Origin of the sequence: Polymorphospora sp. NPDC050346, from assembly GCF_040655695.1 — a bacterium.
Lineage (GTDB): Bacteria > Actinomycetota > Actinomycetes > Mycobacteriales > Micromonosporaceae > Polymorphospora > Polymorphospora lycopeni.
Genome location: NZ_JBFAKM010000024.1, coordinates 102,659 through 115,307 on the forward strand (window position 1 = coordinate 102,659; position 12,649 = coordinate 115,307).

The window sequence follows — 12,649 nt, forward strand, 5'->3', positions numbered from 1 at the left end:
GCATGTTCACCGGCATCGTCGAGGAACTCGGCGAGATCATCCGGGTCACCGACACCGGCACCGACTCGGTGCTCGTCGCCGTACGCGGCCCGGTGGTCGCCCCGGACGCCCGGCACGGCGACTCGATCTCGGTCAACGGCGTCTGCCTGACCGTCGTCGACGTCGACGGTGACGTGTTCACCGCCGACGTGATGGGCGAGACGCTGCGCCGTTCGTCGCTCGGCGCGCTGGCCGAGGGCGACCGGGTGAACCTGGAGCGGGCGGCCACGCTCGCCACCCGGCTTGGCGGTCACCTGGTGCAGGGGCACGTCGACGGGGTGGCCACGATCACCGCCCGGGAACCCGCCGAGAAGTGGGAGACGGTGCGGTTCTCGCTCCCCGCCGACCTCGCCCGTTACGTGGTCGAGAAGGGCTCGATCACCGTCGACGGGGTGTCGCTGACCGTCGTCGACGTGGACGACGACTCGTTCTCGGTCGGTCTGATCCCGACCACCCTCACCCTGACCACCTTCGGCCGCAAGGGCGTCGGTGACCCGGTCAACCTGGAGGTCGACGTGATCGCCAAGTACGTGGAGAAGCTGCTGGGCGGGACCGGCGCCGCGTCGGCCGCGCCGCTTTCGGGGCGGTCGTGATGGGCACCTTCGGCACCATCGAGCAGGCCGTCGCCGACATCGCGGCCGGCCGCCCGGTCGTCGTCGTGGACGACGAGGACCGCGAGAACGAGGGCGACCTGATCTTCGCCGCCGAGCTGGCCACCCCGGAACTGCTGGCGTTCATGGTCCGCCACACCTCGGGCTACATCTGCGCGCCGCTGACCGAGGCCGACGCCGACCGGCTCGAACTGCCGCCGATGTACCACACCAACCAGGACCGGCGCGGCACCGCGTACACGGTCACCGTCGACGCCCGCGAGGGGGTCAGCACCGGCATCTCGGCCGCCGACCGGGCGCACACCATCCGGCTGCTCGCCGACGCGGCGACGTCGCCGGCCGACCTGGCCCGGCCCGGCCACGTGGTGCCGCTGCGGGCCAAGGCCGGCGGGGTGCTGCGCCGGCCCGGGCACACCGAGGCCGCCGTCGACCTGGCCGTGCTGGCCGGCCTGCGACCGGCGGCGGTGCTGTGCGAGCTGGTCAACGACGACGGCACCATGCAGCGGCTGCCGGACCTCGCGCGGTTCAGCGCCGAGCACGGACTGACGCTGATCACCATCGCCGACCTGATCGCCTACCGGCGGCGTACGGAGAAGCAGGTCGAGCGGGTCGCGGAGGCCCGCATCCCGACCGCGCACGGGGTGTTCCGGGCGGTCGGCTACCGCGCCGAGTACGACACCAACGAGCACATCGCCCTGGTCGCCGGCGACCTCGGCGACGGTGAGGACGTGCTGGTCCGGGTGCACTCGGAGTGCCTGACCGGGGACGTGTTCGGTTCGCTGCGCTGCGACTGCGGCCCGCAGCTCGACGCGGCGCTGGCCCGGGTGGCGCAGGAGGGGCGCGGCGTCGTGCTGTACGTGCGCGGCCACGAGGGGCGCGGCATCGGGCTGCTGCACAAGTTGCAGGCCTACCAGTTGCAGGACCTGGGGCGCGACACCGTCGACGCCAACCTGGAACTGGGCCTGCCGGCCGACGCCCGCGACTACGGCACCGGCGCCCAGATCCTCTACGACCTCGGCGTCCGGTCGATGCGGCTGATCACCAACAACCCGGCGAAGCGCGCCGGGCTGGAGGGCTACGGCCTCAAGATCGTCGGCGGGGTGCGGCTGCCGGTGCGCTCGCATCCGGAGAACGTGCGCTACCTGCGCACCAAGCGTGACCGGATGGGACACCTGCTCGACGAGCTGGACAACGAGACGGGCCGGCTCGACGCCGTCGCCGACGGTACGGCGTAGCGGTCCACCGGCCTTTCCACGGAACGGAGTCTGACGATGGCGGGATTCGGTGCCCCCGGGGTGTCCACGGTGGACGCGGGCGGGTTGACGCTCGGCGTGGTCGCCGCGCGCTGGCACGGGCAACTGGTCGACCACATGCTCGACCGGGCGGTCGCGGCCGGCAAGGCGTGCGGCGTACGCGAGGTGGTGGTCGCCCGGGTCGCCGGGTCGGTGGAGCTGCCGGTGGTGGCGCAGGCGCTGGCCCGCCGCTGCGACGCGGTGGTGGCGCTCGGCGTCGTCGTACGCGGCGCGACCGCGCACTTCGACTATGTCTGCCAGTCGGTGACCGAGGGGCTGACCCGGGTCGCGCTCGACGAGTCGACCCCGGTCGGCCACGGGGTGCTGACGGTCAACACGATCGAGCAGGCCCGCGACCGGGCCGGCCTGCCCGACTCGGCCGAGGACAAGGGCTGGGACAGCGCCGTCGCGGTGCTCGACGCCGCCCTGGCCATCCGCGCCCTCTGACCCCCGCGCCTCCCATCCCCGCGATCTTGCGGTTGTCTCCTCCCTTTGTCGGGTTTGCCCGGCGACAAGTGCAAGATCGCGGGGGTGTCAGAGGCGGCCGGCCTCGATGATGCGGCGCAGGAACTGCCTCGTACGCGGCTCGGTGGGGTCACCGAACACCCGCTCGGGCGGGCCCTGCTCGATCACCCGGCCGCCGTCGAGGAAGCAGACCCGGTCGGCGACCTGCCGGGCGAAGCTCATCTCGTGGGTGGCCAGCACCATCGTCATCCCGTCCGCCTTCAGGTCGCGGATCATGGTCAGCACCTCGCCGACCAGTTCCGGGTCCAGGGCCGAGGTGACCTCGTCGAGCAGCATCAGCCGCGGCGAGTTGACCAGTGCCCGGACGATCGCCACCCGCTGCTGCTGACCGCCGGAGAGCCGGTCGGGATAGGCGCCGGCCTTCTCCGCCAGCCCCACCCGGGCCAGCAGGTCGCGGGCCTGCGCCTCGGCGTCGGCCCGGTCCCGCCGGTGCACCCGGCGCGGGGCGAGGGTGATGTTGTCCAGCACCGTCAGGTGCGGGAACAGGTTGTACGCCTGGAACACGATCCCGATCCGCTGGCGTACCCGGTCGGCGTCGGTGCCGGGGGCGGTGATGTGGTCGCCGTCGAGGTGGATCGTGCCGTCGTCGATCTCCTCCAGCAGGTTGACGCAGCGCAGGAGCGTCGACTTGCCCGAGCCGGACGCCCCGATCAGCGCCACCACCTCGTGCTCGGCGACGTCGAGGTCCAGCCCGTCGAGTACGACGTTGCCGGCGAACACCTTGCGCAGGCCCCGGCAGGACAGCACCGCCATCTCATCCTCCTGCCTGGCGGCGGGCCGCCCGCAGCGTCACCCAGTCGGTGACCGCGATCAGCGGGATCGCCAGCAGCACGAAAAGCATCCCGGCCACGATGTACGGGGTGTAGTTGAACGTCTCGGCGGTCGCGATCTGCGCGGCGCGTACCGCGTCGATCGGACCGGCCAGCGACACCAGCCCGACGTCCTTCTGGAGCGCGACGGTGTCGTTGAGCAGCGGCGGCGCCACCCGGCGCACCGCCTGCGGCAGCACCACGTGCCGCATCGTCTGCCGGTACGTCAGCCCGAGCGAGCGGGCCGCCGCGAGCTGGCTCGGGTGCACCGACTCGATGCCGGCCCGGAACACCTCGGCCAGGTAGCCGCCGTACGTCAGTACCAGGGCGGCGCCGCCGAGCACCAGCACGCTCGGCATGCCCTGCAGCCGCAGCCCGGGCACGCCGAGGGTGAGCACGTACAGCACGATGATCAGCGGCAGGCCGCGGAACGTGTACGTGTAGCCGGTCGCCAGCGCCCGGACCGGGAAGAAGACCGCGCCGCGCAGGGTGCGCAGCAACGCGATCAGCAGGCCGAGGGCGAGTGCGCCGAGCGCGCAGAAGACCAGCAGCCGTACGTTGAGCCACAGTCCGGTGAGGACGGCCGGGAACGCGTCGCGGGCGATGTCGAGGTCGAGGAACGACGCGCGGACCCGCTCCCAGCCGGGCGCACCGGTGACCGCGACGACGAGCAGGGTGCCGAGCACCCCGGTCGACAGCGCGGCGACCAGCACCGAGCGGACCGTCTGCCGCCTGCGGTAGGCGGCCCGCTCGATCTGGTGTTTCGACGGGGTGTGCGGTGTCACGTGAGTTCGGGGGCGCCCGCCACCTGGGCGAGCCACTTCTTTTCCAGCTCGGCGAGCGTGCCGGCCCGGCTCAGGTCGTCGACGGCGGTGCTGACGCAGCCGGTCAGCGCCGACCCCTTGTCCAGGACCAGGCCGAACAGCTCCGGTACGCCGACCTGCGGCACCTGGCCGACGATCTTCGCGTCGGTGATCTCCGCGGCGGTGATGTAGAAGGCGGTCGGCAGGTCGACCACGAGACCGTCGATCTGGCCGTTCTGGAGGGCCTTCTTCGCGTCGTCGTTGCTGTTGTAGACCTGCGGCTGGCTGTTGGGCTGGACCAGTTCGGTGATCGCCGAGTAGCTGGTGGTGCCGACCTGGGCGCCGAGCTTGGCGTCCTTGAGGTCGGCGAGCGAGGTGGCGCCGGCGATCTTCGACGACTTCAGCGCGATGATCGTCTGCCGCACCTTGTAGTAGGGGGAGGAGAAGTCGACGGCCTGCTTGCGGGCGTCGGTGATGGAAAACTGGTTGATGTCGAAGTCGAACTCCTTCGGCCCCGGGGCGATCGCGTTGTCGAACCGGACCCGGGTCCAGACCACGTCCTCTTTGGCGTAGCCGAGCTTCTCGGCGATCGCGTACGCGACCGCGGATTCGAAGCCCTGCCCGTTGGCCGGGTCGTTGCCGCTGAACCACGGCTCGTACGCCGGGTCGTCGGTGCCGATGGTGAGCTTGCCCGCGGTCCTGGTCGGCAGCGACTCCTTCGTGCAGGCCGAACCGGCGGCGGGGGTGCCGGAGGTGGTGGGGGTGGGTTCCTCGGGGGCGCAGCCGGCGAGGGCGACCAGTAGGGCGCCGGTCGCGGCGAGGCGCGTGACGGTGGTGGATGGGCGTGCCATGGCTGGTGAGCATAGGGCGCGTGGCGGCAGGGATCGTCAGCCGTCACAGCATCGCGACTTCCCCGTGACCTGCCCCACGTACCGGCGCGGCCGGTCACCCCCGTCCCGGCTCCCGCGATCTTGCGATTATCTCCCCCTTTCGGGGCTTTTGTCGGGCGACAAGTGCAAGATCGACGGGGGTTGGCGTGGCGGCGGCGGGCCAGGGGATGGGAACGGGGAGGGGCCGGCGGCGGGGCCGGACCGGGGCGGCTGCGAGAATCCGTACCCGTGAAGACGTTCGAGGAGCTGTTCGCCGAACTCCAGGCCAAGGCCGCCGCCGGCACCCCGGGATCGGGGACGGTGGCCGCGCTGGAGCGCGGCGTGCACGCGATCGGCAAGAAGGTCGTCGAGGAGGCGGCCGAGGCGTGGATGGCGGCCGAGCACGAGGGCCCCGAACGCGCCGCGGAGGAGATCTCCCAACTGCTCTACCAGGCCCAGGTGCTGATGCTCGCCACCGGACTGGAGCTCAAGGACGTCTACCGACATCTGTGACGTGCCCGTCGCCCGACCGGAAACGTCACAAGGAGCACCAGATGCTGCGGATCGCCGTACCCAACAAAGGCACCCTCTCCCGTCCGGCCGCCGACATGCTGCGCGAGGCCGGCTACCGTCAACGCACCTCCGACCGTGACCTCGTCTGCCAGGACGAGGGCAACGACGTCGAGTTCTTCTACCTGCGCCCCCGCGACATCGCCACCTACGTCGGCTCCGGCGACCTGGACCTCGGCATCACCGGCCGCGACCTGCTCGTCGACTCCGACAGCCCGGCCACCGAGATCCTCGACCTGAACTTCGCCGCCGCCTCGTTCCGGTTCGCCGCCCGGCCGGGCACCCTCGGCCCCGACGGCGACGTCAGTGGCCGGCGGATCGCCACCTCGTTCCCCGGTGTCGTCGCCCGCCACCTCGCCGAGCACGGCCGCGAGGCCGAGGTCATCCGGCTCGACGGCGCGGTCGAGAACGCCATCCGGCTCGGTGTCGCCGACGTCGTCGCCGACGTGGTCGAGACCGGCGCCACGCTGCGCCAGGCCGGCCTGGTCGTCGTCGGCGAGCCGATCCTGCACTCCACGGCGGTGCTGATCGGCCGCTCCGACGCGCCGTCCGCCCCGGCGGCCGGCGTCGACGCGGCCGGCGGTGGCAGCGGCCCGGCCGCGCCGCTCAGCGGACAGGCGGGCCAGCTCATCCGCCGGCTCCAGGGCGTCCTGGTCGCCCGCCGCTACGTGATGCTCGCCTACGACGTACGCGCCGACCTGCTTGACCAGGCGTCCGCGCTGACGCCCGGCATCGAGTCGCCGACCATCTCGCCGCTGCACCGCGAGGGCTGGGTCGCCGTCCAGGCGATGGTGCGGCGCGACGCCGTACACCGGATCATGGACGAGCTGTACGACCTGGGCGCCCGGGCGATCCTGGTCACCGTCATCCACGCCTGCCGGCTGTGAGGCCGACCGGGGCCGGCCCGGGCGACCGGGCCGGCCGGGTGGCCGGTGCGGGGCCGGGGGGCCGGTCGTGAAGACGTTGCCCGGCTGGGTGGCCCTCGGCCTGGCCACCGTCGGCGGGGTCGCCTCGGCGGCGCAAAGTGCCACCAACGCCGAACTCGGCGCCCGGATGGGCAACGCCGCCCTCGGCGCCGTGGTCAACAACGCCGTCGGTACGACCGTCGTGCTCGTCGGGCTGCTGGTCATGCCGTCGATGCGCACCGGACTGCGGGCCCTGTGGCGGTCCGGGCTGCCGTGGTGGGCCTACCTCGGTGGGCTCGGCGGCGCGTTCTTCGTCACCGCCGCCACCTACGCCGTACCGGTGCTCGGCGTCGCCCTGTTCACCATCGCCCAGGTGACCGGCAACAGCTTCGGCGGGCTGGCGGTCGACCGCGGCGGCCTGGCACCCGGTGGACGCCTGGCGCTGACCTGGCCACGGGTGGCCGGCGCCCTGCTCGGGATCGGCGCGGTCGCGCTGGCCCAGGTCGGCCGCCCGTACGGCGACCTGGCTCTGGCCGGGGTCGCGCTCGCGGTCGCCGGCGGCCTCGCCGTGGCGTTGCAGTCCGCGCTCAACGCGCGGCTCTCGGCGGCCAGCAGCAACGCCGCCGGCACCGCCGTCAACTTCGCCGTCAGCACCCCGGCCGTCGTCGCCGCCGCGGTGGCGCTCGGCGTGCTGCCGCACCTGAGCGGGCCGTGGCCGACCGACTGGTACCTCTACGTCGGCGGCGTACTCGCCGTGACCATCGTGGTGATCCTGCTGCTCAGCGTCCGGTCCGTCGGCGTACTGCGGACCGGGCTGGCCATCGTCGGCGGCCAGCTCGGCGGCGCGCTGCTGCTCGACCTGATCGTGCCCGGCGGCCCGGGTGCGAGCCTCGCGGTGCTGGCCGGCGCGCTGCTGACGGCGGTGGCGGTGGTCGTGTCCGGCCGGGTTGTCCGCCCCGCCCCGGCCGGTTCCTGACCCCCGTGCCCGTCCGGCCCCGCCTATCGTGGCGGCATGTTGGACGAGATCAATACCCGTCACCAGGTCGCCTACGACGAGATCGCGGAGCGGTTCGCCGAGATCAATGCCGAGATGCCAGCCGGCTACCTCGTACCGGCGCAGGAGTTCGGGAAACTCGCCGAGGCCGGCCCGATCCTGGACCTCGGCTGCGGTGCCGGTCGGGACATGGCGTACTGGGCGGACCGCGGCCGCCGGGTGGTCGGGCTGGATCTGTCACTCGGCATGCTCCGGCAGGCCGCGGCCCGTTGCGGGCAACCCCTGGCCCAGGGCGACATGTGCGGTCTGCCGTTCCGGGCCGGGGTCTTCACGGGAGTCTGGTGCTCGGCGTCGCTGCTGCACCTGCCGAAGGCGCTGGCCCCGGTGGTACTCGCCGAGATCGCCCGGGTGCTGCGGCCCGGTGGCGTGCTGATGGTCGCGCTCAAGGAGGGCGGCGGGGAGGGCTGGGAGGACGAGTCCTTCTGGAACACTCCCGGCGGCGTCACCCGCTTCTTCGCCCGGTACGCCTCGGCGGAGGTCGACGCGCTGCTCGCCGCCGCCTTCGACACCCGGGTGCAGCGCCGGTACACCTCCGAGATCGGCACCGCCTGGCTGACCCACCTGGCCGTCCGGCGGCCCTGATCGAACACCGGCGCGACCGGCCGGTCAGGGGATCGGGCCGCTGCGTAGCGTCAGTCGTACGGTGCTGCCGGACGGGGCACTGCTGCCGCCCGCCGGCGACTGGGCGGAGACCCAGGTGCCGAGCCCGGTCAGCGTCGGCCGGAAGCCGGCCGCGATGACCTGTTGCCGGGCCGGCACCATGGGCAGGCCCACGACGTGCGGCACCGGGCGTAGCGGCACCTGGAAGTCGAGGGTGTACGCACAGTTCGCCCCCGTCATCGCCGGCATCCCGATCAGGTGGCTGCCGGCGTAGAACTCCTGTTCCGGGGTCAGGTTCAGCGGTGGCGGCACGAGGTTGTCCGGTACCCGGCCGGGCAGGTGCGGCGAGTGCTCGGGCCAGAGGTACTTGGCGAAGAACATGGTCACCAGGTCGGCGGCGGCCAGGGCCAGCGGCGGGCACGGGCCGCGTTCCGGGTCGCACGGCGTCTGGCCGGCGGGCAGGTAGTCGAAGTGGCGGCCGTTGGCGAACGTCGCCCGGTGCCGGGGGATCGGCAGCGCCGACCACTGGGCGGCGTTGAGTTCGGTGAAGGAGTCCTCGGCCGGATGTCCCGCGACGATCAGCTTCGGCCGGTTCAGGGCGACGATCGGCAGCGTGACGTTGAGTTCCTGCCAGGTGCCGCTCAGCCCGGCGTACGCGGCGACGTTCGGGGTGACCGTCGCGAACCAGGCGGCGAGGAGCGCCCCGTACGAGTGTCCGGCGACGCCGGTCCTCTCCGCCGGCATCAGGACGTCGCTGTGTTCCCAGTTCTGCCGCATCCAGTTCAGCAGCGCCCCGAGCACCGGTACGGACGGGTGGCTCGCGTTCTGCGGAAGGATGGATATGTGGGTCAGTTCCGGGACCGCCACGACGTAGCCGCTGCGGGCGAGTTGGGCCGGCAGTTGGATCCACTTGCGGAAATGGTTCGGATCATTGGCGCAGTGACCGTGCGCGAAAATGATCAGTGGATAGCGTCCGCAACCGTCGAGGATCGGAGCCGTGGCCACCGCGCCGTCGAGGCTGGGAAAGAAGACCCGGACCCGGGTCGGTGCGCCCTCCGCGGGGGAGTATTCCCGCATCCCGTGGAAGACCGGGGTCAGTGCGCTCGGCTGCCAACCGATCGGGCAGCTCGCGGGCGGTGGTGTCGGTCCCGTCATGAGGCAATCATTCGGCGGTTCCGGGTGCCAATCGAGAAGACTATCGCGTAACCGTCAGTGCCATTTTCCGGTGATATTGGAAAGTGCGATCACCGATGCCCGCGGGATTGGGGAAATGGTGTTCGCCGATCATTCGCCGGGGCGGCGGGTCGTTCTCGGGGCGCCGGGAACGGGGCCGTTCCGTGGCCGGGTGCGACATCGTGGCCGATCGATGCGGCACACTGGAGTGGTGAGTGACTCCGCTGTCGTGCGGCTGCGGCCGCGGCGAATCCGCAAGACCTGCTGGGCCCTGGCGGCGGCGGTGGTCGTCCTGTTCACCGTGGTCGGGACCGCGCTGCGCGGCCCGACCGGTGACGGAATGGGTACGTTCCAGCGCGGTGACCAGTTCGCGATGATCGGTCTGGGCGTGCTGATCGCCGCCGGCATCCTGATGTTCACCCGTCCCTGGGTCGAGGCCGACGCCAAGGGGGTGCGGATCCGCAACGTGCTCGGTTCCTGGGACCTGCCGTGGGATGTCGTCCGGTCGGTCCGGTTCGACCGCGGCTCGGCGTGGGCCAGCGTGGAACTGCACGACGACGAGCTGATCCCGGTGCTGGCGTTGCAGGTGGTCGACAAGGAGCACGCCGTCGAAGGCGTACGGGCCCTGCGTGCCCTGCACGCCGACGCCGGGGTGTCGACCCCCACGCCCGGCTGACGCCGTCGTCGGTCGGTGCCGAAGCGGCGCGGGCCGGCGCGGCCGGGGTCGTGCGTGTAAATGTGAGCAGCCTGGTAGACTTTTCAGCGTCGACCAGGCTGCCCGCATGGCAGCCACGAAGCGGAGCGCCTGCTCCCACCCGGATCGCCGCGACAGGTGATCGGGTCCGGTCAACCCGGGAGGGCCCGTCCCTACCTGGGCGTCACGTCCGCGTGCGCGGGTCGTGGCCGACCGGTCGAGCAGGCCCTGGCATGCGCCGGGGCCTTCTGCTTTCCGGGTCGGTGTCCCGTCCGGGACACCGCTGGGAGTCGGCGCCAAGGTGATAACAGACTGAGGAGGCCACATCAGCGTCGAGCCACGGGTGAACGAGCAGATCCGGGCACGTGAGGTCCGACTCGTCGGCCCTGAGGGTGAGCAGGTGGGCATCGTCCCGCTGGAGCGTGCCCTGCAGTTGGCCGCGGACGTCGACCTGGACCTGGTCGAGGTTGCGCCGATGGCGCGCCCGCCGGTGTGCAAGCTCATGGACTTCGGAAAGTTCAAGTACGAGAGTGCACTCAAGGCGCGCGAAGCCCGGCGTAACCAGCAACAGACCGTCATCAAGGAAATGAAGCTGCGGCCCAAGATCGACCCGCACGACTACGAGACCAAGAAGGGTCACGTGGTGCGGTTCCTCAAGGCGGGCGACAAGGTCAAGGTGACGATCATGTTCCGCGGTCGCGAGCAGAGCCGTCCGGAGCTGGGCTACCGGCTCCTGCGCCGGCTCGAGTCGGAGATCTCGGAGCTGGGATACGTCGAGGCCGCCCCCAAGCAGGACGGCCGAAACATGATCATGGTTCTGGCGCCGCACCGCGCCGTCAAGGCGTCCGCCGTGGCCGCCACCGCCGCCCGTGGCGGAGCGCCGCGTGACCGTGACACCGAGGCGGCACCGGCCAATCCGGCCGGGCCGGCCGGAGCCGCCGGGGACACCGGCACCGCCGCCGACAACAGCGGCGAGTAACAGGGGAGAGACGTTTCAAATGCCGAAGATGAAGAGCCACACCGGTACGGGAAAGCGGGTCCGGGTGACCGGCCGCGGCAAGCTCCGTACCGAGCAGGCCGGCAAGCGCCACCTGCTGGAGGGCAAGCCCTCCACCCGTACGCGCCGGCTGACCGGCACGGTCGAGGTGGCCAAGGCTGACGTCAAGCGAATCAAGAAGCTGCTCGGCCGCTGACGCGCGCCACCCGACTGACCTAAGGAGTAGTTGAGATGGCACGCGTCAAGCGGGCAGTCAACGCCCAGAAGAAGCGCCGCACCCTGCTGGAGACCGCCAGCGGCTACCGCGGCCAGCGCTCGCGCCTGTACCGCAAGGCCAAGGAGCAGGTGCTGCACTCGATGCAGTACGCCTACCGGGACCGCCGCGACCGCAAGGGCGACTTCCGGCAGCTCTGGATCACCCGGATCAACGCGGGCGCCCGCGCCAACGGACTGACCTACAACCGGTTCATCCAGGGCCTGCGGCTCGCCGGTGTCGAGGTCGACCGCAAGATCCTGGCCGACCTGGCCGTCAACGACGCGGCGGCGTTCACCGCGCTCGTCGAGGTCGCCAAGGCCGCGGTCGCGGCCGAGGGCACCGGTGGCCCGGCGGCCCAGGCCGCCTGATCCCCTGAACCATGGTCGAGGCGTCCCGCGTGTTGTCCGGACAGCATGAGGGGCGCCTCGACCATGTCTGGGCGGCGGAGCCCCGGTTCACCCCGCGTACGCCGCGGGTCGTCGCCGCCCGCCGGCTGCACCGCCGCCGGGACCGGGAGGCGACCGGCCGGTTCCTGGCCGAGGGCCCGCAGGCGGTCCGCGAGGCGCTGACCGCCGCCGGTGGCGTACACGAACTCTTCGGCACCGACGACGCGTTGCGCCGGTACGACGAGCTGGTCGCCGCCGCCGTCGCCGCGGGCGTACCGGTGTCGCCGGTGACCGACGACGGCCTGGCCGCGCTGACCGAGACGGTGGCCCCGCAGGGGGTCGTGGCCGTCTGCGCGCAGCGGCACGTGCCGCTGGCCGCCGCGCTGGCCCGGGCACCCCGGCTGGTCGCCGTCCTCGCCGGGATCCGCGATCCGGGCAACGCCGGCACCGTGCTGCGTACGGCCGACGCCGCCGGCGCGGGTGCGGTCGTCTTCGCCGGCGACGCCGTCGACCCGTACAACGGCAAGTGCGTCCGGGCGACCGCCGGCAGCCTCTTCCACCTCGACGTGGTGCGCGACGGCGACCCGGCCGCGGTCGTCGCCGCGCTGCGCGGCGCCGGGCTGACCGTGCTGGCCGCCACCGGGTACGGCGACACCGACCTCGACGACCTCGCCGACGACGGCGGCCTCGGCCGGCCCACCGCGTGGCTGTTCGGGTCGGAGGCCCACGGCCTGCCGCCGGAGCTGGCAGCGGCCGCCGACGCCCGGGTCCGGGTGCCGCTGCACGGCCGCGCCGAGAGCCTGAACCTGGCTGCCGCGGCGGCGGTATGCCTGTACGCTTCGGCCAGAGCACTTCGTCACAGGGAGCCCCGCAGATGAACGAGCACGGCACGAGCGAACGCGGCCGGTCCGTCGCCGCCGCGCGCCGCCGCTCGTTTAGCCAGCCCGCCGGTCGCGGCGGGCGGTGGGGCTGAACCCATCCCTTGATCGTCGACCGGCGGGCTGCGGCACAGCCGCGCGTCCGTAGACTCTCCACCGCCGTCCGGAACACGTGACGTCACGCGCCG

General features: G+C 72.3%; 16 protein-coding genes. 12 read left to right on the forward strand and 4 right to left on the reverse strand.

Annotation, left to right across the window (positions count from 1 at the left end):
* The first annotated feature begins 2 nt into the window (after positions 1–2).
* The 3 genes from AB0I42_RS23710 to ribH are packed head-to-tail and all read left to right on the forward strand — an operon-like array spanning position 3 to position 2,389.
* A complete protein-coding gene (locus AB0I42_RS23710; RefSeq protein WP_357540081.1) occupies positions 3–632 on the forward strand; it encodes a riboflavin synthase in 630 nt (209 codons plus the stop codon).
* A complete protein-coding gene (locus tag AB0I42_RS23715; RefSeq protein WP_357540083.1) occupies positions 632–1,885 on the forward strand; it encodes a bifunctional 3,4-dihydroxy-2-butanone-4-phosphate synthase/GTP cyclohydrolase II in 1,254 nt (417 codons plus the stop codon). The genes AB0I42_RS23710 and AB0I42_RS23715 overlap by 1 nt, the downstream gene beginning before the upstream one ends.
* 36 nt (positions 1,886–1,921) lie before the next feature.
* The gene (gene ribH, locus AB0I42_RS23720; protein WP_357540085.1) at positions 1,922–2,389 is read left to right on the forward strand and encodes a 6,7-dimethyl-8-ribityllumazine synthase; all 468 of its coding nucleotides are present in this window, start codon (positions 1,922–1,924) and stop codon (positions 2,387–2,389) included.
* An 87-nt stretch (positions 2,390–2,476) separates the two neighbouring features.
* Here ribH and AB0I42_RS23725 read toward each other — a convergent pair whose 3' ends face one another.
* Genes AB0I42_RS23725 through AB0I42_RS23735 form a run of 3 tightly spaced genes read right to left on the reverse strand, consistent with a single transcriptional unit; the run spans position 2,477 to position 4,930 of the window.
* Complete coding sequence (locus tag AB0I42_RS23725; protein WP_357540087.1) at positions 2,477–3,220, reverse strand: amino acid ABC transporter ATP-binding protein; 744 nt, start codon at positions 3,218–3,220, stop codon at positions 2,477–2,479.
* 1 nt (position 3,221) lies between these two features.
* The gene (locus AB0I42_RS23730; protein ID WP_357540089.1) at positions 3,222–4,061 is read right to left on the reverse strand and encodes an amino acid ABC transporter permease; all 840 of its coding nucleotides are present in this window, start codon (positions 4,059–4,061) and stop codon (positions 3,222–3,224) included.
* Positions 4,058–4,930 carry an ABC transporter substrate-binding protein gene (locus tag AB0I42_RS23735; protein ID WP_357540091.1) on the reverse strand — a complete coding sequence of 291 codons (873 nt, stop codon included), beginning with the start codon at positions 4,928–4,930 and terminating at the stop codon, positions 4,058–4,060. The genes AB0I42_RS23730 and AB0I42_RS23735 overlap by 4 nt, the downstream gene beginning before the upstream one ends.
* A 249-nt stretch (positions 4,931–5,179) precedes the next feature.
* On the opposite strand from AB0I42_RS23735, the gene AB0I42_RS23740 reads away from it, so the two are divergent.
* The 4 genes from AB0I42_RS23740 to AB0I42_RS23755 all read left to right on the forward strand — a co-directional run bounded on the left by AB0I42_RS23740 (position 5,180) and on the right by AB0I42_RS23755 (position 8,059).
* Positions 5,180–5,461, forward strand: coding sequence for a phosphoribosyl-ATP diphosphatase (locus tag AB0I42_RS23740; RefSeq protein WP_357540152.1), 282 nt, complete (start codon positions 5,180–5,182; stop codon positions 5,459–5,461).
* A 41-nt stretch (positions 5,462–5,502) separates the two neighbouring features.
* Positions 5,503–6,405, forward strand: a complete 903-nt coding sequence (gene hisG / locus AB0I42_RS23745) for an ATP phosphoribosyltransferase (RefSeq protein WP_357540093.1) — start codon at positions 5,503–5,505, stop codon at positions 6,403–6,405.
* A 67-nt stretch (positions 6,406–6,472) separates the two neighbouring features.
* Positions 6,473–7,399, forward strand: coding sequence for a DMT family transporter (locus AB0I42_RS23750; RefSeq protein ID WP_357540095.1), 927 nt, complete (start codon positions 6,473–6,475; stop codon positions 7,397–7,399).
* A 36-nt stretch (positions 7,400–7,435) separates the two neighbouring features.
* The gene (locus tag AB0I42_RS23755; protein ID WP_357540097.1) at positions 7,436–8,059 is read left to right on the forward strand and encodes a class I SAM-dependent methyltransferase; all 624 of its coding nucleotides are present in this window, start codon (positions 7,436–7,438) and stop codon (positions 8,057–8,059) included.
* A gap of 24 nt (positions 8,060–8,083) precedes the next feature.
* Here AB0I42_RS23755 and AB0I42_RS23760 read toward each other — a convergent pair whose 3' ends face one another.
* Positions 8,084–9,232 carry a PASTA domain-containing protein gene (locus AB0I42_RS23760; protein ID WP_357540099.1) on the reverse strand — a complete coding sequence of 383 codons (1,149 nt, stop codon included), beginning with the start codon at positions 9,230–9,232 and terminating at the stop codon, positions 8,084–8,086.
* 229 nt (positions 9,233–9,461) lie between these two features.
* Between AB0I42_RS23760 and AB0I42_RS23765 the strand changes: the two genes are divergently transcribed.
* The 5 genes from AB0I42_RS23765 to AB0I42_RS23785 all read left to right on the forward strand — a co-directional run bounded on the left by AB0I42_RS23765 (position 9,462) and on the right by AB0I42_RS23785 (position 12,461).
* Positions 9,462–9,926, forward strand: a complete 465-nt coding sequence (locus tag AB0I42_RS23765; RefSeq protein ID WP_357540101.1) for a PH domain-containing protein — start codon at positions 9,462–9,464, stop codon at positions 9,924–9,926.
* Positions 9,927–10,287: 361 nt separating this feature from the next.
* Positions 10,288–10,923: a translation initiation factor IF-3 gene (gene infC / locus AB0I42_RS23770; RefSeq protein WP_357540103.1), complete on the forward strand. Its 636-nt coding sequence runs from the start codon at positions 10,288–10,290 to the stop codon at positions 10,921–10,923.
* 19 nt (positions 10,924–10,942) lie between these two features.
* Positions 10,943–11,137: a 50S ribosomal protein L35 gene (gene rpmI, locus AB0I42_RS23775; protein WP_212817161.1), complete on the forward strand. Its 195-nt coding sequence runs from the start codon at positions 10,943–10,945 to the stop codon at positions 11,135–11,137.
* Between the two features lie 35 nt (positions 11,138–11,172).
* On the forward strand, positions 11,173–11,565 hold the full coding sequence (gene rplT, locus AB0I42_RS23780) for a 50S ribosomal protein L20 (protein WP_212817162.1): 393 nt from the start codon (positions 11,173–11,175) through the stop codon (positions 11,563–11,565).
* 32 nt (positions 11,566–11,597) lie between these two features.
* The gene (locus tag AB0I42_RS23785; RefSeq protein ID WP_357540154.1) at positions 11,598–12,461 is read left to right on the forward strand and encodes an RNA methyltransferase; all 864 of its coding nucleotides are present in this window, start codon (positions 11,598–11,600) and stop codon (positions 12,459–12,461) included.
* Positions 12,462–12,649 lie beyond the last annotated feature (188 nt).